This is a genomic window from Gemmatimonadaceae bacterium (assembly GCA_036496605.1).
GTDB lineage: Bacteria > Gemmatimonadota > Gemmatimonadetes > Gemmatimonadales > Gemmatimonadaceae > AG2.
Genome location: DASXKV010000043.1, coordinates 1 through 21,604, shown reverse-complemented (window position 1 = coordinate 21,604; position 21,604 = coordinate 1). Strand labels below are relative to the sequence as shown.

General features: G+C 63.2%; 22 protein-coding genes. 14 read left to right on the top strand and 8 right to left on the bottom strand.

Going from position 1 to position 21,604, the window contains the following annotated elements:
• Position 1: 1 nt before the first annotated feature.
• From VGH98_17050 to VGH98_17000, 11 genes are all read left to right on the top strand, one after another.
• On the top strand, positions 2 to 1,387 hold the full coding sequence (locus tag VGH98_17050; GenBank protein ID HEY2377684.1) for a hypothetical protein: 1,386 nt from the start codon (positions 2 to 4) through the stop codon (positions 1,385 to 1,387).
• A 109-nt stretch (positions 1,388 to 1,496) separates the two neighbouring features.
• Positions 1,497 to 2,663: an NAD-dependent epimerase/dehydratase family protein gene (locus VGH98_17045; protein HEY2377683.1), complete on the top strand. Its 1,167-nt coding sequence runs from the start codon at positions 1,497 to 1,499 to the stop codon at positions 2,661 to 2,663.
• A complete protein-coding gene (locus VGH98_17040; GenBank protein ID HEY2377682.1) occupies positions 2,660 to 4,039 on the top strand; it encodes an MFS transporter in 1,380 nt (459 codons plus the stop codon). The genes VGH98_17045 and VGH98_17040 overlap by 4 nt, the downstream gene beginning before the upstream one ends.
• A 45-nt stretch (positions 4,040 to 4,084) precedes the next feature.
• Positions 4,085 to 4,609: a DinB family protein gene (locus tag VGH98_17035; protein HEY2377681.1), complete on the top strand. Its 525-nt coding sequence runs from the start codon at positions 4,085 to 4,087 to the stop codon at positions 4,607 to 4,609.
• A 63-nt stretch (positions 4,610 to 4,672) separates the two neighbouring features.
• Positions 4,673 to 5,080: an STAS domain-containing protein gene (locus VGH98_17030; protein HEY2377680.1), complete on the top strand. Its 408-nt coding sequence runs from the start codon at positions 4,673 to 4,675 to the stop codon at positions 5,078 to 5,080.
• 211 nt (positions 5,081 to 5,291) lie between these two features.
• Positions 5,292 to 5,444, top strand: coding sequence for a hypothetical protein (locus VGH98_17025; GenBank protein ID HEY2377679.1), 153 nt, complete (start codon positions 5,292 to 5,294; stop codon positions 5,442 to 5,444).
• A 235-nt stretch (positions 5,445 to 5,679) separates the two neighbouring features.
• Positions 5,680 to 5,925 (top strand): hypothetical protein, encoded by a 246-nt coding sequence (locus VGH98_17020; protein HEY2377678.1) that lies wholly within the window; start codon positions 5,680 to 5,682, stop codon positions 5,923 to 5,925.
• Positions 5,926 to 6,184: 259 nt separating this feature from the next.
• Positions 6,185 to 6,619 carry a hypothetical protein gene (locus VGH98_17015; GenBank protein HEY2377677.1) on the top strand — a complete coding sequence of 145 codons (435 nt, stop codon included), beginning with the start codon at positions 6,185 to 6,187 and terminating at the stop codon, positions 6,617 to 6,619.
• Between the two features lie 213 nt (positions 6,620 to 6,832).
• Entirely contained in the window at positions 6,833 to 7,600 is a 768-nt protein-coding gene (locus VGH98_17010) for an energy transducer TonB (protein ID HEY2377676.1), read from the top strand.
• A 47-nt stretch (positions 7,601 to 7,647) separates the two neighbouring features.
• Positions 7,648 to 8,019, top strand: a complete 372-nt coding sequence (locus tag VGH98_17005; GenBank protein HEY2377675.1) for a hypothetical protein — start codon at positions 7,648 to 7,650, stop codon at positions 8,017 to 8,019.
• 169 nt (positions 8,020 to 8,188) lie between these two features.
• Complete coding sequence (locus VGH98_17000) at positions 8,189 to 8,962, top strand: hypothetical protein (GenBank protein ID HEY2377674.1); 774 nt, start codon at positions 8,189 to 8,191, stop codon at positions 8,960 to 8,962.
• A 12-nt stretch (positions 8,963 to 8,974) separates the two neighbouring features.
• Here VGH98_17000 and dnaE read toward each other — a convergent pair whose 3' ends face one another.
• Genes dnaE through VGH98_16985 form a run of 3 tightly spaced genes read right to left on the bottom strand, consistent with a single transcriptional unit; the run spans position 8,975 to position 14,887 of the window.
• Positions 8,975 to 12,484 (bottom strand): DNA polymerase III subunit alpha, encoded by a 3,510-nt coding sequence (dnaE, locus tag VGH98_16995; GenBank protein ID HEY2377673.1) that lies wholly within the window; start codon positions 12,482 to 12,484, stop codon positions 8,975 to 8,977.
• On the bottom strand, positions 12,481 to 13,908 hold the full coding sequence (locus VGH98_16990; GenBank protein HEY2377672.1) for a hypothetical protein: 1,428 nt from the start codon (positions 13,906 to 13,908) through the stop codon (positions 12,481 to 12,483). Before VGH98_16990 ends, dnaE begins: the two co-directional genes overlap by 4 nt.
• 58 nt (positions 13,909 to 13,966) lie before the next feature.
• A complete protein-coding gene (locus tag VGH98_16985; GenBank protein HEY2377671.1) occupies positions 13,967 to 14,887 on the bottom strand; it encodes a hypothetical protein in 921 nt (306 codons plus the stop codon).
• Between the two features lie 211 nt (positions 14,888 to 15,098).
• Between VGH98_16985 and VGH98_16980 the strand changes: the two genes are divergently transcribed.
• Positions 15,099 to 15,395, top strand: coding sequence for a 50S ribosome-binding protein YggL (locus tag VGH98_16980; GenBank protein ID HEY2377670.1), 297 nt, complete (start codon positions 15,099 to 15,101; stop codon positions 15,393 to 15,395).
• Positions 15,396 to 15,418: 23 nt separating this feature from the next.
• On the opposite strand, the gene VGH98_16975 is transcribed toward VGH98_16980, so the two are convergent.
• A complete protein-coding gene (locus tag VGH98_16975) occupies positions 15,419 to 16,543 on the bottom strand; it encodes a radical SAM protein (GenBank protein ID HEY2377669.1) in 1,125 nt (374 codons plus the stop codon).
• 4 nt (positions 16,544 to 16,547) lie between these two features.
• On the opposite strand from VGH98_16975, the gene VGH98_16970 reads away from it, so the two are divergent.
• A complete protein-coding gene (locus VGH98_16970; GenBank protein ID HEY2377668.1) occupies positions 16,548 to 18,098 on the top strand; it encodes a hypothetical protein in 1,551 nt (516 codons plus the stop codon).
• Positions 18,099 to 18,113: 15 nt separating this feature from the next.
• On the opposite strand, the gene VGH98_16965 is transcribed toward VGH98_16970, so the two are convergent.
• On the bottom strand, positions 18,114 to 18,653 hold the full coding sequence (locus VGH98_16965; GenBank protein HEY2377667.1) for a hypothetical protein: 540 nt from the start codon (positions 18,651 to 18,653) through the stop codon (positions 18,114 to 18,116).
• 184 nt (positions 18,654 to 18,837) lie between these two features.
• On the opposite strand from VGH98_16965, the gene VGH98_16960 reads away from it, so the two are divergent.
• Positions 18,838 to 19,128 carry a 4a-hydroxytetrahydrobiopterin dehydratase gene (locus VGH98_16960; protein HEY2377666.1) on the top strand — a complete coding sequence of 97 codons (291 nt, stop codon included), beginning with the start codon at positions 18,838 to 18,840 and terminating at the stop codon, positions 19,126 to 19,128.
• Here the strand turns inward: VGH98_16960 and VGH98_16955 are convergent.
• The 3 genes from VGH98_16955 to VGH98_16945 all read right to left on the bottom strand — a co-directional run bounded on the left by VGH98_16955 (position 19,123) and on the right by VGH98_16945 (position 21,500).
• Positions 19,123 to 19,851 (bottom strand): PIG-L family deacetylase, encoded by a 729-nt coding sequence (locus tag VGH98_16955; GenBank protein HEY2377665.1) that lies wholly within the window; start codon positions 19,849 to 19,851, stop codon positions 19,123 to 19,125. The two genes, VGH98_16960 and VGH98_16955, sit on opposite strands and share 6 nt — an antisense overlap.
• A 22-nt stretch (positions 19,852 to 19,873) precedes the next feature.
• A complete protein-coding gene (locus VGH98_16950; protein HEY2377664.1) occupies positions 19,874 to 20,566 on the bottom strand; it encodes a Bax inhibitor-1 family protein in 693 nt (230 codons plus the stop codon).
• Positions 20,567 to 20,639: 73 nt separating this feature from the next.
• A complete protein-coding gene (locus VGH98_16945; protein HEY2377663.1) occupies positions 20,640 to 21,500 on the bottom strand; it encodes a DUF4097 family beta strand repeat-containing protein in 861 nt (286 codons plus the stop codon).
• Positions 21,501 to 21,604: the final 104 nt, after the last annotated feature.

The following is a 21,604-nucleotide window of genomic DNA, read 5'->3' as shown; positions in this document are numbered from 1 at the left end:
AATGACCGTGCATATACAATTGCCAAACTCGCGCCGCCTCCAGATGGTGGCCGCGGTCGCAGCGGTGCTCGCAACGGCCTGCGTCTCCAGCGACCGGATTCTCTCGGTCGAAGATCCCGACATCATCAACCCGGCGGACGTGAGCTCGCCGGCGGGCGCCAACGCCGTCCGCATCGGCGCGTTCGCTCGCCTCAACGTTGCCACGACGGGAACCACGAACGGCTCCGACGAGGGCTTGTTTCTGCTCGGAGGCATGCTCGCCGACGAGTGGATCAACGGCGATTCCTTCATCGACCGTCAAGCCGTCGACCAGCGCGTGATTCAACCGGCGAATTCCTTTCTCACGACCGCCGATCGCGCGATCAACCGCGCGCGACTCGCGTCGATGCAGGCCACGCAGCTGCTCAAGCAGTTCTCGTCCTCGGCGCCCGGCTGGGAGCCGGCGGAGATGTATCTCGTCGAGGCTTTCGCCGAGAACCTCATGGCCGAGGACTACTGCAACGGCTTGGTGTTCAGCTCCGTCGTCAACGGCCGGGAGGAATATGGGTCGCCGATCTCCGATCAGACGGCGTTCACGATCGCGCTCGCCCACGTCGATTCGGGCCTTCCGATGATTACCGGGAGTACGACGGACGATCTTCGCGTCAAGTACGCGCTGCAGGTCTTGCGCGGTCGCATTCTGCTCAACATGGGCCAGAATCGTTATGCGGAGGCGGCGACCTCGGTGGCGGGCGTGCCGACGAGCTTCACGTATCAATTACTCCAGTCGCTCACGACGGCGAGCAACGTGATCTGGTCGTTGAACAACAGCAATCGGCGCTACAGCGTCAGCTCGGCTGAGGGAACGAACGGCATCAACTTCGCTGCGGCGAACGATCCGCGCTTGCCGGTCTGCCAAGGTGGAGACGCGACGTGCAAGCTCAATGGCGTGACGCAGACGAGTCGCGACGATCTCGGTAAGCCCTTCACCGTCCAGCTCATTTGGCCCACCGCGGCAAGCCCGGTCACCATCATGAGTGGAATCGAGGCGCGAATGATCGAGGCCGAAGCACAGCAAGCCGCCGGCGATCCGGCGGCCGCCATCGCGACGCTGAACGCTGCCCGCGCAACCATCACTGCCCTCACGCCGTTGACCGATCCGGGAACTCCCGCCGCGGAAGTCGACCAGATCTTCCGTGAGCGCGCCTTCTGGTTCTTTTCGACCGGCCATCGACTCGGCGATCTGCGCCGTCTCATTCGGCAGTACCAGCGCTCTGCGGACAGCGTGTTCCCCACGGGACCCTGGCCCAAAGGCGGCAACTATGGCTCCGACGTAAATATCCCGGTGCCACAGGCTGAGCTGAACAATCCCAACCTGCCTGCCCTCTGCACGGATCGCAACGCGTAGGGGTGGGCTCGCGCGACAAACACAATCCGTACACCTTCGAGGCACTGAAACGCTGTACCGTTTCGGTGCCTCGCTTCATTTTCTAGGCCCTAGCCCCCGCCCATACTCCATGTCTTCTCGACGCGAGTTTCTCCTGCGCTCCGCCGCCGCGGCAGGCGCGGTCGGCCTCGGCCTCATTCCGCGGATCACGTTAGGCGAAGGCTCCTCGGAGACGCGGCCGGCGAAGTCTCTCAACATTCTCATCCTCGGCGGCACCGGATTCACCGGTCCGGAGCAGGTGAACTACGCGCTGAGTCGCGGGCATCGCGTCACGCTGTTCAATCGCAACAAGACGCGTCCGGACATGTTCAAGGGCAAGGTCGATCAGCTGATCGGCGACTTGAACAACGACACGAGCGTGCTCAAGGGCAAGAAGTTCGACGTCGTCATCGACAACCCGACGACCGCGCCGGCGTGGGTCCGCAACGTTGCCGAATACATGAAAGGCAACACCGGCCACTACATCTTCATCTCGACCATTTCGGTTTATCCGGACAATTCCAAGCCCGACGCGGACGAAACCGCGCCGACAACGCCGATGCCACCGGACTTGGACCCGTACACACTCGAACGCCAGAACTTTGGGCGCTACTACGGCGCGCTCAAATCGCGCTCGGAGAAGGACGTACAGGAGGATTATCCCGGCATCTTCACGATCATTCGGCCTGGGCTCATCGTCGGGCCCCTCGATCCCAGCGATCGTTTCACCTACTGGCCGGTGCGCGTTGCGAGGGGAGGGGAAGTCCTGGCTCCGGGAACGCCTAACGACGTCACGCAATTCATCGATGCGCGCGATTTGGCCGAGTGGACGATTCGAATGGCCGAGAAGGGGCCCACAGACGGCGGCGGCATTTACAATGCGACCGGACCACGCATGCCGATGCCCATGGGCGACTTCCTCGGCCACTGCAAGTCGGTGACGGGATCCGACGCGCGCTTTACTTGGGTTCCCTGGTCGTTCCTGCAAGAGCAGAAGGTGCGCGCCTGGCGCGACATGCCCATCGTTGTTCCGCCGGATGGAGGAACGGCGGGCTTCAGCCGCCGCAACATCGATCGCGCGCTCGCCAAGGGACTGATCTTCCGTCCCGTCGACGATACGATTCGGACGACGCTCGAGTACAATCGATCACGGTCGTCCGAGGCCCAGGCGAAGCTCGACTCCGGTGCCGTAGCTGGCATCTCCGCGGCGCATGAAGCCGAAGTCCTCGCCGCGTGGCACGCCAAGGAGCGGACATGACCGAACCGGCGAGAGGCGGGCGAGAGCCCGCCTCTCTGCTGCGGGCAGTCGTCGACGTCCGGCCTAACGAGCTCGCCGCGATGTGGACGTCGTTTGTCTTCTTCTTCTTCATCCTCAGCAGCTACTTCATTCTGAGGCCCATTCGGGACGCGGTCGCGGTGCAGACCGGCGTCACGCGCCTGCCGTGGCTCTTTGCCGGCACGCTGATCACGATGCTGATCGCGAATCCACTGTTCTCCTCGCTCGTCGTGCGTTTCCCGGTACGACGATTCGTGCCGATCACCTATCAGTTCTTTGCCGCGAACCTCATCGTCTTTTTCTTCGTCATGCGGACGACGGCGAGCGCGCAATCGCTTGGGCCATACTGGATCAGCGTCGTCTTTTATATCTGGACGAGCGTTTATAACTTGTTCATCACGTCGGTCTTTTGGTGTCTCATGGCCGACGTGTTCCGCAGCGAACAGGCGAAGCGGCTCTTCGGATTCATCGGCGTCGGCGGCACACTCGGTTCCATCACCGGCTCCCTTGTCACCGCGCTCCTCGCTGAACGACTCGGTACTGTCAATCTCCTCCTCGTCTCGGTGGCGCTGCTCGAGAGCGCCGCGCTCGTCGTCGCTCGCTTCCCCGCATCCTCGAATGTCAGCGGTTCGAACGGCCGCGCTACCATCGATCGCGACGAACGGCCGATCGGTGGAAGCGTCTGGGCGGGAGTCACGAGCTTGGTGCGCTCGCCATATCTGCTGGGCATTGGCGGATTTCAGATTCTCTACACGATTGGAAACACGCTGCTGTACTTCGCGCTGACGGATATCGTCGGCCACTACTTCGCAGGCGCCGCGGAGCGGACCGCCGTTCTTGCACGGATTGAGTTCGCTGTCCAGACGCTGACAGTTATCACCCAGATCTTTCTCACGGGGCGCGTTATTCGATGGTTCGGGCTTGCTGCGACCCTCGCCCTGTTGCCGGCGCTAACGCTCGTCGGCTTCACCGCGTTAGGCTTCGCGCCAATTCTGGCAACCGTGGTCGCGTTCACGGTGCTTCGGCGCGGCACGAACTTCGGGATCACGAATCCTGCGGTGGAAGTCCTCTTCACCGTCGTCAGACGGGAGGATAAGTACAAAGCGAAGAGCTTCATCGAGACGTTCGTCTATCGTGCCGGCGATCAAATCGGCGCCTGGACCTTCAAGCTCTTCACGGTCTTCTCTCTCGGGGTCAGCGGAGCCGCCTTCGGCGCCGTGCCGTTCGCGGCTGTCTGGTTGGTACTAGGCGTCTGGCTCGGTCGGCGGCAAGCTGCGCTTGCGGCCGCCGAGCGCCGCAGTGAACCCTCCGTCGGCGTTCCGCACGAACCGGATAGCGCCCTCGCGCTGAATCGCTAGCTTCTCGCACAACCCAGCCGCTCTGTCCCCAGTCGCCATATATCCATGCCGACGACACTTTCGCGTCCCGCTCCTGACGAATATCTCGCCTACTACGAGCGATACGTCGCACTCGTACCCGACGGCAACCTTGTCGATCTTCTACTCGAACAGCAGCTCGACACGATCGGCATGCTCCGCACGGTCGACGAAGAGCGCGGGCTGTACGCCTACGCGCCGGGCAAGTGGACGATCAAGGAAGTGATAGGGCACCTGAGCGATGCCGAACGGGTCTTCGCATATCGTGCTCTGCGTTTTGCGCGCGGCGACGCCCAGCCGCTCGCTGGATTCGACGAGAACGCTTATGTCCCCGCTGGCCGCTTCAGTGAGCGCCGAATCGGCAGTCTTGTCGACGAATTTCAGTCGATTCGCGCCGCAACGGTCCACGTCTTTCGCTATCTCTCCGAGGACGACTGGGCGCGCCGCGGTAGCGCCAATGGCAATCCGATTTCGGTACGGGCCCTTGGTTTCGTCATAGCAGGACACGAGCGCCATCACGCGAAGCTGTTACGCGAACGATACGGCCTCTAATCATCAGGCTGGGTCGTTCGAAGCGTTAGGTCTACGCGGGTGGCGGTGAGGGAGGGGAGGACAATGAGCGTTCGAACGACCAAGCAAGATGACATCGTCGTTATTGCGGTCGAGGGCCAGCTCGTCGCTGGCAACCGTCAACAGCTGCGCGAGGCTGTCGCCTCCGAGATCGATCGCGGTTCGCGAGCCTTCGTCATCGATTTTGCCGACACAGGCTACATCGATAGCGCCGGCCTGGGCGCCCTCGTCTCGCTCTCGAAGAAGATTCGTGAAGCATCTGGCTCGTTGCGCTTGAAGAACCTGAACGACGATCTGCGCACGCTCTTCGAGCTCACGAGACTCGACACCCTGTTCTCGCTCGACGAAAAGGACGAGCAGGCCGGCACCACTGCCGACCTGAGGCCAAAGTCCGCGTCCCAGCGCGCCGAAGAGCAGCCGAGGCGAAGTTCGGAGCCTGACGCGCGTCCCTAACCAGGTTGGGCGGTCTGCTCTCTCGGTCGTTGGCCGACCGCGCGTCACGTCGGTGATCGCCCATCCGCCCGCCCTGAGCTCACGAGCGAGCCGAGCTCTCTCGGATGGCCTCCGGCCGACGACGCGCCCGACCTAACGAATCGCGAGCAAACAAACGGCGCGGGAGATCGACTGCCGTGCCAGGGTTTCACCTAACACGCAGGAGATCGGCATGATCCGGAAGCTCAAAGACGGACGCTATCGTCTCTATTCGCGTAAGAAGAACGCCAAGACCGGCAAACGGCGTAATCTCGGAACCTTTTCGAGCCGCGCGGCGGCCGAGAAGCACGAGCGTGCCGTTCAGTTCTTCAAGCGTGGCGGTTAGGCTGGCCGACGGCGAGGCCTCCTCGCTAGGCAGGATGACCCCGTTCGGAGGGTGAGGCGCCAAAGGACCTAACGATTTCTTAGCGTTATGCGGCATCACCCTTGCTCGTGGGTGCCTTACGCTTAAGTTTCGTGCGACACTAAGAATGTGTTAATGCGCGTGACCAATCAGGTCGTTGGGTGGGTCCCTTCTCGCGACAGCGCAGCATCGTGATCAACCTCAGACTTCCGAACTAATGCCACGCACCGCCTCACGCCGCGGCCTGACGCCCGGCATCAGCCGCATCGATCAGCCAACCACCAGGACGCACGGCTACTTCGTTCGCGTCGGCTATCGCAAGACGACGAAAGGCTGGCGTCCCAAGGCGAGCGCGTTCTTCGGTGACGCGAGCCATGGTGGCAAAGCTTCCGCGTTGCGCGCCGCCGAACGCTGGCTCAAGCAGACGCGCCGCACGCAGCCGAAGCGCGGCCGCGCTGCCTGACGAGATGTGAGTAAGCACGGCGCTTCCTAACAAGGCGCCGTGCTCGGTTGTGTGCGGTGCGCGCCCTGCATAACGGCGCGCGCCAGGTGCTCTGTCCCCGCCAAATGAAGTCGTTCTGCCTCTCCGCGCGCGTGTCTCCGCGGACCGCACGATCGTCCTCATAATGGCCACCGACGCCGGTGATCGTGAGGTACATCACAATCGTTGCGGCGGCGCAAGTCTCGCATGCGCTGGGCTGCGTCGCACTACCCCATCGCCCATGCGTCATTTCATTCGCACGATCTCGCTCGCCACGGCCGCCATCGTTAGCCTGGCCGCGTGCTCGCATCTCCACCGTCAAGACTCGACGACCTACAGCGTGACGCCAGCGGGCAGTAACGCTCCGACGGCCGCTCGGCTCGCCGGTGACTACGGCTGCACCGCGCAGCAAGTCTCCGACAACTGGCTCACCGCGCGCCTCGAGCTGGCTCAGCCCGGAACGCCGATGTGTCGCATCCTCGGTCGGTATGGCGACCCGATCAGCGTCGCGAAGAACAACATCGCTAACATGCAGCTGGTCTCCATGCTCCATCGCCAGCCGAACGGCCGCTACTACAACGCGACGTTCGTCTATTACGACGACACGAAAATCAACCGTCAGCTGAATCGCCCCGTAGGCAAGTGGCTCCTCGACCGGGTGACTGTCACGCGCTGATCTCCGGCCAGACGCTCCACACGACATGTCGCGAGACCACCAGCCTCGCGACACGTCCCCGTTCCGTCCCAGATCCTAACCTTTTCATCCCGCTTCAGGGCGTTCTCTCCCACAGGCGCTTGCCTGGAGCGTCACCCGGCCATACTCTAGCACGTAAGGCCACAACGCGTTGACGTTCCCACCAACGTCCGCGTTTGGCAGGAGGGCCGTGTTATGATGCGCCTCTGGGTCGAATCATATTCCCGATCGACGCCCGTTAGCTCGAGCGCGATGATCAGCGTTGTCACCCACGCGTTGATCATCGGCGCCGCGATCGCAAGCACGAGCCGGCCCGCTAACCTGGATCCTGACTGGATCGAGAATCGCGCGTACTACCTGCCGCCGCCTAACCGCACGCCATCGCAGGAGAGCTCGCGCGAGACCATCAAGTACGTCGAGCTCGCGCCGGAAGGCATCGGTGCTGGATACGGACAGCTTGGCCTGGGTAGCGGCGATCGGCCAGCCGTACACGACCCGTCGGAGACCATCGGCGATCTCGGGCGCGATCTCACGAACACCGACGATGCGCCAAAACTCGGCGGGCAGGATTCGGTGTTCACTCAGCTCGAGGTGGACTCGATCGTCTCTCGCTATCCGGGGAGTGCCGCACCTGCCTACCCGATCGAGATGTTGAAGCAGGGTGTTCAGGGTTCCGTCACGACGCAGTACGTCGTCGACACGAGCGGATTCGCCGACACGACCTCGCTTCGCATCCTCCAGACGACGAACACGGACTTTTCAGAAGCCGTGCGCGCGGCGTTGCCGTTCATGCGCTTCTTTCCGGCGAAGGTCGGCGCGAAAAAAGTTCGTCAGCTCGTCGAACAAGAATTCAGCTTCAAGATCGAGCAGGCGGCCAACCAGGCGACACCGGCCACGCAGGCGTCCGCGAAAAAGCCGGACCTCGACAAGCCCATTCAGGCCCAGCGCAATCCGCGTGGATGACGTGACGCCGGCCGCGCCCGGTTCTCCTCGGCGTTATTTTGCCGTCGATGCGTCACACACTCAAGCTCCACGGCGTCGTCGTCGGGTGGTCCGACCTCGAGCGCATCGAGCCGGACCTTGGCCGGGCGCGCGGACGCTTTCGCCCCGGCATTGGTTATGAACTTGTTCAACCCGTTTTTCGGCTCTTTGCCGAGGCAGTGCCGCGCTCGGAGAACGCCCAACGCGACGAACTGAAGCTCGCTCGCTACTATCGTTCGCGAGACGCGCTCAAGCTCGAGCTCGTCGATGCCACCGGAAAGCTGGTTCCGACATCCGCAATTCACATCGCCGACTACACGAGCGATGTGAACGGTGAGTGCGAGCTCGACGTACTCATCACCGACGCCAGCTATTGGGAGCGACGTTCCTTCTCGAGCTGAAAGAAGCGCGCGCAGAAGTTGCACTGCATGGAGGCATCCCTCCCCGCACCGCTCCGAAAGGATCGGATTCATTCCTGTCGCAATCGAAGCGCTTTCCCTCGAGGAGCGCAAGCGACGAAGGGAGGGGACTGCATTGCGCTTCCGAGTCGTGTCTCGATCGATATTTCATATGCCACGCATGGCGTTCTGTGCGATCGTGCTTTGCATCCTTGCCGTCGGTACTCGCGCGTCCGCTCAACCAATTTCGCCGTCGCCACCTGGCTACAAGGAGTACATCGCGATCCTCGGCACACCCGTCGGCAGCCTGCCCCCGCTCACGACGTATACACTCGCGGGGTTGGCGCAGCGCTCTCCCGAGGTCGTGATGCGCTACGGCTTCGTGTCCGACATGGCGCTTCCGCTCGCGCCCGATTCGGGCGGACATGTGGCGCACAGCGTCGGCACCTTTGGTCTCACTGGCATTCTCCCTGTTGGACTCGGCGGGACTGTTTCGCTCACCGTCGGTGTCGCGAACGAGGAATGCGATGGTTGCTCCGGCAGCCGCTTCATCGGATCGATCGATGGCGATTATCGCATCTGGTCCACCGCGATCGACAATGCCAACGCGACGCGCTTCACGGTTGCCGCCAACTACGGAATCGGTGGCGGAAATCCGGCGACTGGCACGTCGTGGACCGGTAATATTGGGTTTCCCCTTTCGTTCAGGATCGGACCTGACTCGGGTCTGCAATTCCTGCCGTTCGTGACGCCGGGCGTCGCCTTTGTAACGACGACGGGTACGTCGGAAGCAAGCGCGGTTCACTCTCTCCGCGCTCTCACCGGCGGCGGCGTCTCGCTCTTCAATCGGCGAAGCAACTTCAGCGCGAGCGCGGGCATTCAGTACATCTTCGTTCCGAAGACGCAGGTCCTCATCGGCATCGGCTTCAGCTACGGCGGTCGCTGACCTCGCTCGCGCCTAATGAAAATCATGCCTCTGCGCATACTCGGCCCCAACCTCGGCTTTGAGCCCACGGAATTCCTCGCCCCGGATATTGACCACCCCCTGCTCGACCTGAAGCGTCCCGCGCACGAGTAGTAACGGCGTCGTCGAAATGAGCAGCGCTTGCCGCTCGAATCGCTTCGGCGTCAGCACCACATTCACCGTGCCCGTTTCGTCTTCGAGCGTCAGGAAGACGAACCCCTTTGCCGTTCCCGGCCGCTGACGACAGATCACCAGGCCGGCGCCCGCGATCCGTTCACCATCCTTTCCCTCCGTCACGAGCTCGCGCGCCGTGCGAATGCCGTTAGGCACCAGGAACGGCCGCAGATGCGACATCGGATGTCCATTGAGGGAAATGCCCGTCATGCGATAGTCGGCTTCCGTCAATTCACCGGGAGACATCCTCGGCAGCGCCGCGGCTCGTGACGCGGAGCCGGGCGATGTTCGACGACGCGGCGCCAACGGCCCGGCGTCGCCGCGCAACGCATCGAGAACAACCCACAGCGCCGCGCGACGCTTCCGCAAATCCGGTTCGTCAGGCACGAATCCGTCGAACGCTCCCGCTTCGGCGAGATGGCGAAGCGTCCGTTGATCGAACCGCGTGCGATAGACGAAATCCTCGATCGAGGCGAACGGTCCGCCGCTCAGTGCCATTTCGAGAATGTCCTTGGCCTTCGATCCGAGGCCGCGCACTGAACGTACGCCGAGCCGAACCGCTGGCGCACTGGAAGGTTCTGTCAGCTCGAGTGTCGCGTCCCAGCGTGATCGGCGTACATCCACTGGCAGGACCAGCACGCCGTGACGCCGGGCGTCCTCGATCAGCGTCCCCGGTGCGTAGAAGCCCATCGGCTGAGCATTCAGGATCGCCGCGGTGAACTCCGGGGCGTAATAGTGCTTGAGATACGCCGAAGCGTAGACCAGCAGCGCGAATGACGCCGCATGTGATTCGGGAAAGCCATAGTCGGCGAACGCGTTGATCTGGTTATAAATCCTGACTGCCGTGTCCTCGGCGATGCCATTGGCCTTCATCCCGTCGATGAGCTTTTCGCAGATTGCCGCCATTCGCTCCCGGCTTCGCTTGTGCCCCATTGCACGGCGGAGCATGTCCGCCTCTCCAGCTGAAAAGCCTGCGCAGGCGATTGCGACCTGCATTCCCTGCTCTTGAAACAACGGCACGCCTAACGTGCGCTCGAGAATTGGCTGGAGTGAAGGATGTGGGTACTCGACTTGTTCCTCACCCGCGCGCCGCCGGAGATAAGGATGCACCATGTCGCCCTGAATCGGTCCGGGGCGGATGATCGCGACCTCGATGACGAGATCATAGAAGCACCGGGGCTTGAGCCGCGGCAACGTATTCATCTGCGCACGGCTCTCGACCTGGAACAGGCCGATCGTATCGGCGGCACAGAGGTCGTCGTATACCGCCTGGTCGTTCATGTCCAGCTGTGCGAGATCCACGGTGATGCCGCGCGTTTGCCGGACATACAGCAGACAATCCTGAATCAGCGTCAGCATCCCGAGACCGAGGAGATCGATCTTCACGAGACCCACCGGATCGAGATCGTCTTTCTCCCACTGGATCACGGTCCGGTCGGGCATCGACGCCGGTTCGATTGGCACGATCGTCGACAACGGTTCGGCCGTCAGGACGAATCCTCCGACGTGAATCGAACGGTGACGCGGGATCTGATGCAGGCCGCCGACGATCTCGGCGAGCGCTCGCACGCGTTTGTCCGAGGGGTCAAGTCCAGCGTGTACGAGCGGTGACTTACGATCCTCCGTCGGCCGGTCTGCTGCGGTCAGCTGCTTTTTTCCCATTGCTGCTCGCTTCGATGCTTCCTGATCACCCTCTGCCCTCGACGCGCTCCCCTCGACGCGCTTGGCTGCCTCTTTCACCTCTCTCGATTGCATGGTCGCCGTCGTTCCCGGGATCATCTGCTGCCCGAAGGCGCGAGCGATGACTTCTTCGGGTGTCTCCTCGCGCTCATCGCCACCGTTGCCTAACGAATTCCCGCGCAGCGCCTCGGCCGTCGCCCGCGCCGAAAAACGATCGCTGAGCATCGACAGCCGATCCGCTTGTTCGACGGAGAATCCCAGCACGCGGGCCGCATCGCGCACCGCCGAGCGGCCGCGATACGTGATCTGCTCGCACACCATCGCCGCGTGCTCACGACCGTATTTCTCGTACACGTACTGGATCACGCGCTCGCGCTCACGATGGGCGAAGTCGATGTCGATGTCCGGTGCTTCCCGGCGTTCCTCACTCAGAAATCGTTCGAAGAGCAATCCAAGCCGGATCGGATCGATCGCGGTAATGCCGAGGCAATAACACACCGCGGAGTTCGCGGCGGATCCTCGTCCCTGACACAGAATCCCCTCGCGCCGCGCGAAGCGCACGATATCCCAGACGATGAGGAAGTAGCCGGCGAGCTTGAGCTGGCGAATCATCCCGAGCTCGTGCTCGACTTGCCGGCGATGGGCTTCACTCGGGAAAGCCGCGTCGCCGTCCCGGACTCCCCACCGCTCCTGCGCACCTTGAATGACCAGTCGCTCGAGGTATTCGTCGGTCGTGACCTTCGGCGGTAAGGGGAAGGTGGGAAGCGCTGGCTCGAGCTGATTCATACGAAACGAACATCGCTCGGCGATCGCTCGCGTCGCGACGACTCCCTCCGCGGCATGTTGCCATCGCCGCCGCATCTGCGCGGCGCCCTTGAGATGCCATTCACCGTTAGGCCGCAAGCGCGTTCCCATGTCATCGAGCTTCTTGTCGTAGCGGAGGCATGACAACACGTCGTGCACGATACGGTCGCGTGCTCGCGCGTAATGCACGTCGTTCGTCACGACCCAGGGGATGTCGAGCGCACGCGCGACCTGGATCAGACTACCGACGATCGCTCGTTCTTCGGCGAGTCCGTGGTCCCAGCATTCGATCGCCATGCGGCGATCGAATGCGTCCATGAGAATCGCTGCCGCTTCGCACGCTCCGTCGACATCACCCGCAGCGACGAGCGACGGAACCCACCCGCGCGGACAACCGGTAAGCGCGAATAAGCCCCGCGCATGCTGCGCGAGCAGATCGAGCGAGACGCTCGGTTCTCCCCGTGCATTCTCCATTCGCGCGCGCGTGATGAGGGTCGACAGATTGCCATAGCCTTCGCGCGTCTCGGCGAGAAGAACGAGATGAGTGGAGTGTAGAGAGTTGCGGGTAGGGAGTTGCGGGGTCCCACCCTCCACCCTGTGCCCTCTACTCTCGACCCGGATGGTCACTTCCGCTCCGATGATTCCTTCGATCCCCACCTCACGCGTCGCTTGGGCAAATCGCACGGCGCCGCCCAACTCATCGTGATCGGTGAGCGCGAGCGCCGGCATGCCGAGATCGGCTGCGCGCGCTGCCAGCACTTCCGGCAATGCCGCGCCGTCGAGCAGGGAAAAAGAGGAGTGGCAGTGCAGCTCGACGTAGTCGTTAGGCTTGATCGATCCCGTCAATCGAACCACCCCTGCACCCACCACTGATCGTCCATCCGGTCGAGATACAGAACGAAATCCCCGAACGCGCTTTCGCATCGCCAGTAGTCGCGGCGGTAGCCGTCGTCCCACCAGTCACCGGACAATCGCTCTGGCCCGATGGCCCGCTCGATCGTGAGACGTCGCCCGCGCCACGTCACCGCGCGCGGCACGCCATCGTCGCATACGACAAACACCGACTCCGGCGACTCGAGCAGTCGAATCGCAGGATCACTCCGGACCGCGGTTGTAGTCCCATCAGTTGCACTTTTATCATTTGCGCTTTCTTCGATCCACGCTCCCGCTCTCTCTGGCACATGCGCGTCTCGCGCAACCGGCTTCACGACGACATTCGGTCCCAGCTCCGCACGGAGCCGGGCAAGCGCCGCATCGACTGCTGCCGCGTCGCGCCAAGCGGCATTGAGCAGATCACCTTGCTCTCCCGAAAGCGGCGCCGCGGCGACGATCGCCACGCCGACGCCGATCGCCGGCGCGCTCAAGGGCCACGTGTCCAGCAGTGCTCGACAACGTTCGAGGAGCGGCGTTGCCCGCGCGACAGGGCGCGCGAGTCGGATCTCGCGCGTCACCGTGTGCGTCCGAGCGAGCGCGTTCGCAGGCAGCGCGCCGCGACGATCGTCGAGACTGAGTGTGATCGACAGCGCCGCCACCGCTTGGCCGCGAGCGACGAGATGAGTCGTTAGGCGTTCGAGCGCTGCTCGGACAAGAAAGAGAATCGGCTCCATCGTCGTCGCCGGCATCGGCAGCTCGGCGTCGACCACGGGTAAATCGGGCACGCGCGCGAGCACGGGACGCCGATGGTCCTCGCCATGCGTCAATCGCCACGCCTCCAGGCCTTCAGCGCCCCACCGCCGCTCGACGTCTTCCGCCGACAACGCCGCGAACGAACCCACCGTGCGCAGCCCGAGCGCCTGCAGCGCCAGGCGCAGCTCGTCCCCCATCGGGACGAGTGCCAGAGGTGCCGGTGCGAGATAGCCTGCGTCATGTCCGTGCGGCACGATGCAGACAAGTGACCGATCGTCACCCTGCTGGAATGACGTGCCGGCCCATGTCGCTGCGCGGGCCGCGACACAGGAATCGGCGATCGCCACACGAGGTCGTGGATGCCAGCGCGTGGCAATGCGGCGCATCGTGTACGCCAACTCCCGTTCTCCGCCGCGGCCGCCGAAGCCGGATGCGCCGACCCACCACATTCCCGGTGTGCCTGCCACCGGCGTGACCTGCGGACTCGCGGCGAGAAGCTGCGCCGTCATCTCCGTCGTTGCGCCGGCGATCGCGACATCGTTCCAGAGATACTCGTGCACCTCCGTGCAGATCGCTCGTGCCTCCGCGAGGGTCATCCCCGCACGAATGCCCGCGCGCCCCGACGCGGCAGACACAGCGCGCAATCGCCGTCGTCCTGCTGTCGTTTTGGGACCGGCGAGCTCCGTTAGAACGATCGGAACGTCATCCCAGTGTTCGCCCGTTATCTGTCGAGGCGAGGAGATCGTCGCCCTGGAGATCTCCGACTCCGAATGCGGGTTCGGCGCACCGCCGTTTCCGCGCAAGAACGCGGGTGGCGCCGGATGAATCGTTAGGTCCTGTTGCTCCGGAGCTCGGAACGGCAAGAGCAGCTGGACGTCGCTCGCTCCCAGATCCCCCCGCTGTGCGGCGCGCCACACCGCGCCGATCGGGAACCTCGGGATACGTACACAGGCGACGCGCCACTCCAATTGCACAGCTGACCTCCACGGTTCGATGAGTTCCCCCGCCCCCCTTTTCGACAACGATGGTCATGCGTCGATCAGGCGGCGGGTGACGACGCGGGGCGAGACCACGGCCGCGTCGTCCCCCGCCGCCTGCTTCTCGTTCGACGTGAAGACGGACCGCCCCCCCCAACAACGAACCGCTCCCTTCCTCCCCGGCGATCACCAGCGCGGCTCCCGATTCCCGCGCGAGTCTCGTTAGACGAACGGCCACGCCGCGCGATAGCACGGGCGCCGAGTCGATGATGACCAGTGCGAACGCTCCGCACCGCAGCAGCACGTCGGCACACCACGCCGCTCGTGATGGATCGCGCGGGCGGACCATCCACAAGCCCTCCTCGTCGCCGAGGTGGGCCCAGTCGCTTGCCGCGAGCGTGCGCGTCGCATCGATGTACGCCACCCATCCCGCTTCACTCAACGTCTGCTCGACGATCTGGCGGAGCAGCGTCGCTTTCCCGCTCCCCCGCGCGCCGACGACTTCCGTCAATCGCCCTCGTGGCAACCCACCATCCGACAGCCCCGCATCGAGTGCCTCCACGCCCGTAGACAGCGTGCGAACACCGGCGCTCGCGGGAGCAGAAAGGGGGAGGGGAAGAAAATCGACGAGAGTCTGTGGGAGCATCTAGGTTCTTCTCGTTCAAACGACCGTCGAGACTGCCGAGGAGGAGGGGCGAATAAGCTATTCCGAATAAAAACCGAAAGCAAGAAGGAGACCTCCCAATTGCGTCGCCCACCAGTTGCCCTCTGCTCTGCTGAGCTTGACGCTCCTCCCGAACGCCACCACGCTACGAGCGTTCAGCTTGCCCACACGATTCTGCCGCAGGGAGGCGCCGATGGAGCACGTCGCACCCGCACCCAAACTCGGATTCGCGATTCGGTTTCGACTCACCGACGGCCTCGGCGAAGACGGGGCGCTCGAATTGTGGGACGATTTCCTCGCGGGACCCATGGAAGCTCGCGGCCTCACCTGCGACCACGGCACCGATCACCTCTCGGGTCTCGCGCGCCTCCTCTATCGTCCCGACACCAACGCGACCGAAGATGATCGTCGCGCTGTCCGCGAGTGGGCCCGCCGCCGCGGCGAGATCGCGGAGTACGACGTCGGTCCACTAACGAGTCTGGTCACTTGAGGTATGCCTAACGGCTCAAATCTTCATAACTCCAAGCCCAACTGCTCCGCCACCACCCGCGCGCCCACACGCTGCGGATCCGCACCCGTGTCCTCCTCACCGCCTTCCCCCCCGTGCCCGAACGGTACTCCATACCGTTCGCAGGTCCGCTTGAAATATTCCTGCAATCCCGCGCGATACCGCTCTCCAACCGAGTAGCCGCGCGAATACGTTGCGCGGTATCGCGCCGCCAGCTCCGGAAATTCCTGCTCGATGAATGGCAGATAGCGCTGCCGGGCCGCGGACTGCAACCGCAACGCGCACGCATTCACGTACGTCGCGCCATGCTCCGCCACCGTTCGCACAAGATGATCCAGTTGCTCCGGTGCGTCCGTGATGCCAGGAAGTACCGGCATCACATTGATGCCGACGTCAATTCCGTGCTCGCGCAGCCGCGTCAGTGCACGCACGCGCGCCTCCGGCGTCGGCGCTCGCGGCTCCAGGCGCCGAGCCAGCGCACGATCGAGCGTGATGAGTGAGAGGTGCACCGCGATCCGTGAATTCCGCGCGATGCGCAGCAGGACATCAACATCGCGCGTCACCAGTGGACTCTTCGTGATGATCACGATCGAGAGCCCCGCGTGCTCGGCGAGCACCTCGAGCACGCTCCGCGTTACGCGAAACCGTCGCTCCGCCGGCTGGTAGGGATCCGTCGCCGTGCCGATGACGATGCTCTCCTCGCCGAGCAAGGCGAGGTGTCGGTCCGACCCGTGCCGCAACACGCGCCGCAACACATCTGCCGCGTTCTCTTTCACGAAAATGCGCCGCTCGAATGCCAGCCACGGCGGCATCGTCTCCATCGCGTCCTGCAATCCGTCGTGCTCCGGGTTCGCCGTCGCCGCGCGCTCCAGAACGTATCGATGTGCATAACGAGCGTAGCAGTATGCGCAGCCGAACGCGCATCCCACATACGGATTGATGGACCAGAAGCCCATTCCCGTCACCTCGGGTCCATTGAGGACCCCGCGGGCGACGGAGCCGTAGTAATTGATATCTTTCTGCTCCCCGATCACGGGCAGTACGCGCACTCCGAGCGCACCATCCGCGAAGAGAGTTCCCTGTTTTGCGCGCCGGGGGGCAGCGGTTTCCGGAGAAAGAGGTCGAGTCATAGGTGTGAGACAATCGGATCTACCGAACATACTCCGAAGCCGCAAGTCCCTCGCCGGCTTTCTAGCCGCGCTCCTCGCCGGTGCTCTCGCCGCGACGATGGCCGTCGCGATTACGTCGTCTCCTGGCCCCGGCCTGGACCCGGACTCGGCCTCCTATCTCGGTGCCGCGGAATCGCTTGCCAAGAGCGACGGGTATCGAATCCCGATTGCTGACTGGCTGACCCGGGATAGCACGTCCGCGCTCGCGCACTTTCCTCCCGGTTATCCAACTGCCATCGCCTTGATGCTGCGGGCCGGTCTTCCACCGATGAGCGCCGCTCGCGCCGTGAATGCGGCTGCGGTTTTTGTCGGCATCGCATTGACCCTCTGGCTCGTGGCGAGCGTATCCGGCCTCACGGCAGGCATCGCTGTGACTCTGGCGCTCTTCGCCATGCCGGCGTTCGTGGAACAGCATCTCTCGGTGCTCAGTGAGCCGCTCTTTCTCGCATGCATCATTGGTGCACTCGGCGCGATGATGAGCGCGTCGCGACAGAGCGAGGAACGCGAGGTGCTGAAGTGCGCGGTGATTGCGGGAATCGCCGCCGCTCTCGCGATGCTCACTCGCTACGCCGGTGCGGCCATAGTCGGTGCCGTTGCGCTGTGGATGCTCTGGCGACCAGGCGCACCCGTGGCCCGGCTTCGTCGGGCGGTTGCCAGCGCCCTCCCCGCCATTGCGCTTGTGGGCTGGTGGCTCATTCACTTGCACCTAACGAGTGGCGCACGTGACATTCGTACATTGAACGCCTACGGCGGTTTTCTCGAGACGGTCCGCATGGGCATCGACACGATTGTCGCCTGGATGGTTCCGCTGATGTCCGACCAGACGTTGCCGGGTCGTGAATGGCTCGCCCTTATTGCGATTGTCGCGCTCGTGGGTATCACCGTCAGCGGATACAGAACGTCTGCTGACTCGCTCGCCAAGCGAACGATCGGCGCCACCATCACGATCGCCTCGTGCTACGTCGTCGTACTCGTGGCCTCTCGGCTCCTCGCCGATCCTGGCATTCCATTCGATAATCGCTTGCTCGCGCCGCTCTTTCTCCTGACGGCGATTATCGCTGCGATTGGGATTCGCGAATGGTGGCGACAGCACCGGCTGCCCGCGCGTGTCGCGTGTGGCGCGCTCTTAATGACGTGGTTCGCCGCTTCGGCGACGGTTACGCAAGATGAGGTGAGCTGGGCGCTCGAGAACGGGCAGGACTTTGCGCAGGATCAATGGAGCAAATCGCCCCTCCTCGCCTGGGCGCAATCAAATGCGCCGAGCAGACCGCTATATACGAATTGGCCTGCCGCGGTCTTCTTCTACCTGCATCGCACGTCGCACGAGATGCCGCGCGACGGCACCGCCGAGCTTCTTCGCGCGTTTGCTGACACCGTCCGCGCGCGGAACGGCGTAGTAATCGTGTTCGATCAGCCGAGTCCCGATCAGATAGGAGCGGAAGCGCTCCAAGCGGCTTCCGGCTTACGCCAAACTGCGCGCGTTGCCGACGGGAGCGTGTTCACCGCCCTGCCGTAGTCGTTAGGCTCGAGTTCACGGCGAAGGATCGACCGATATGCCGACTCGCATTCCGCCGAGCGGATTGGGTCGTGCGAAGAAATGCGCGTAGCGACCGTTGTGCGCGATCCGCCAGGTGTGCATGAGCGCAACGCTGCCATAGATCGCCGAGATCGATGTCTTCGACAGTGTCGACGTTCGCGCCATGAAGTCGACGTCGGAAACGCTCCCGGTTCGGCCAATGGTGATGTAGAACAGCGAGGTTGCAATGCCGCCGGCGAGCAATCCGCGCTCGAAGGAACCCGCAGTACTCTGCGGATGGTGCGGCGCGTCGAGAATCACCTCGTCGAGGACGGATTGCACCGTCAATCCAGCCGACGAAAAAACGAACTGTTTTCCTGGATCCAGATTGGCATCGATGCCAGAGTAGATCGTTGGCCGCCCTTCGTTCAGTCCGAAGCTCGGGCGACCGCCAACGACGTATGCCGCAGCGATGTGTCCGCCTTCGTGCGCCAGAACGCTCGACGCGAATCCAGCGGCGAACAGCTGCCACCAATGATTACCCCTCGATGTCACGACGCGCAGAGTGGTGTCCCGCGGCGTCTGTGCTCGGGCGGGGGTAAGGGCGACCGCTACGAGCAAGCCGATCAGCGCCGTCCCTTGTCGGGCGGCGCGCCGGTGATCGCTCGATCGAACATGGCCGACAGGCCACGGACTTTGTAGAATCTTTGGCGTTCCGAACTCAGGACACCTTTGCTCCATGCGTACCAAGCTCTCTGATCTCGAGATTCAGCGTGCCCTCGGCAAACTGGCTGGGTGGGCACGTCGCGGTGACACTCTCACTAAGACGTATACCTTCGGATCGTTCGCCCTCGGCATTGCCTTCGTCGATCGGGTCGCCAAGGCGGCGGACGCGAAGAATCATCATCCTGACATCGACATCCGATACACGAAGATCACGTGTATTCTGTCGACGCACGATGCTGGCGGCATTACCGAGGCCGATCTGAAGCTCGCAGAGGACATCGAGAAAGCCGCGACGAAGTCATAGACCCTCGAACAAGCTCTCCGTCACGCTTTGGGGTTGTCGTAGGCCTGTGGCCATGCCGAAGCGCTCGATCGGTGACATCGCAAGTTGCTCGAAGCGGGTCAGGTGCTGTCGTTGCGTGCCGTGGGCGAAGAATGCAGACCGCTTCGTCGCGAGATAGGCGGACACGTCTACGCAACAGGTAGCGCTCACGCTCAGCGTCGCGAGCTCTGCATCCGGAGCAGGTTGCTCCCAGGCACAGTAGTACAATCGCGAAGCGGCATGCGGCTCGACCTCGCGGAGTTGATCCTTGTACTCCGTAGAGAGTGGAGCGAGAAAGAACGCGGCCGTCGCCGCACGCGAGATCGCCCGATGATCGCGGTGCTGCGTCGGCGCGCCCTCTGGTCCGAAGGTCAGTACCACGTGAGGGCGGTGTTGCCGCAGAAACAACACGATCTCGCCGATCAGTCGATCGGGATCGACGTCTCGGAGCACGCCGTCACCGTGGCCTGGCGTCGAGAGCGACGCGATCCCGAGAATGCGCGAGGCTGCCGCGAGCTCAGTACGACGGAGTGCGCCGAGCTCCGCGCGTGAAGAAACGGGGATGCCGGAATTCTTTCCGGCATCCCCGTCAGTCGCGCAAAAGAGGTCGATTCGTGTTGCGGCCGCTGCCAGCTTGGCTATTGTGCCGCCGGCCGCGAATGTCTCGTCATCGGGATGAGCGAACACACAAGCGAGTCGGCGCACCGGAGATCGCCGTTAGGCGCCATTAGTTTCGGCGATTGCCCCCAGTCAACAGCTGCAGGACCGCCAGGAAAATATTCAGCAGGTCGAGATAGATCTGCACGGCAGCGGGCACGTAGTCGTCTTCGCCATACGCGCCGGAGCGCACGATACGCCACGTGTCGAAGACAAGCAGGCCGCCAAATACGAAGATCGTTCCCGCGGCCAGCCAGAGCGACGCGTTGGCATTGCGGAAGAACATGTTCAGGAGCGACGTCGCGATCAGCACCCAGAGCCCGATCGTGAAGAATCCACCCCAAGCGCTGAAGTCGCGCCGACTGAATACCCCGTACAAAGACAGTACGGCAAAGGTGGTAAACGTCAGCAAACCTGCCTGTCCGAGGACGCCAGGCTGCATGCGTTCATAGAACACGAGCAACGGCGAGATCCAGATTCCCTCGACGAACGTGAAGAGGAAAGTGAAGCCGAGGTTCTGTGGGAACGTGCGATGATTCCGCAGCGCCATCCACAGGGGCAAGAGCGTGCAGAGGAACGTGATGAAAGGGTGCTGCCACACGGCCGTGATGAGACGTGGCTGTGTGACGGCAAAGCCTGCGCCGAGCATCGTGACAACAATGCTGGCAAAGACAAGCGCGTAGGTGCGACGAACGAGCGTCGCGCGCTCGACGCCACTGCGAACAGGGAGTGCTCTGACCGCAGGATTATACGAGTAGCCCATGACGAGCTAAGACTCCGCTGAAGAATCGACGAGAATATATACCCGGTGCCGAGCGCAAAGAGCCGTATGGGTCTCAGCTCCGTCGGCCGCGATCGTGAGTGGCGGCAGCGGGCTCCGGCTGCGCCTCTCCCTGCTTCAATAAGGAGACGTTGCCATTGACCGTTCGCAACCGAACCTCTCGCGAGGACTTGCCAATCTGTCCGTGGAGTTTGTTGCGGCTCAACTCGCCCTCGGTGCTGACCGGGAAATCACTTCTGACTCGACCGTTCACCGTGCTCAACTGCACTTCGCCCTCCAAGCTTGGCGGAAGAACAGCGGTCGCGTTGCCGTTCACACTCTCTACGACGACTTGGTCTTCCGGCGCGAGAGAATCGAGTGCGACCTCGATGCTGCCATTCGTCCCTTTCGCTTCGACAGGCCCAGCGGACTTCTCGATCTCGATCGATCCGTTGAGTGTGCGCGCGGTGATGCCGTTCGTGGCACCTTGCATCGAGATCGATCCATTCAGCGAGCGAGCGTCTACTTTGACGCCCGAGGGCAGCGATACGCGGATCGACGCAACGGCGTTGGTCGATCGGTGCTTGAAGAGGCTGAACATGTCCAACCAGGAATCATCGGGCCCACGCAGACCGTCGTTGTGCTCGTCGCAATCACCTCGCCTCGTCCACAGCGCGCACACATAGACGTCGGTGCCGCGCTGATTCCATGCGAAGCGAATTGGATCGGTTCGGCCGATCCAATGTGTCGAGCCGGTTATGCGCGCCGAACGATCGTCGGCGGGAACGACTTCGATCCGGCCCGAGCGTGTTCGCAGATGAATGGTGGTACCGGGCGGAATCTCCTGTTGCCATCGGAACGCCTCGACCGACTCGTGGGCGCGTCGTCCGCACGAGGCGGTGAAGACCAACACGAATAGAAGCGGATATGGTCGCATCGTAACCCTTGATTGTCGTCCTCAGACCGATCGAGCAGGCTAGCCCTACGCCCTACCCCCAGACCCTGGGCCCTCTCAAGTTCAGCAGAACGGGGGCGGGGGGG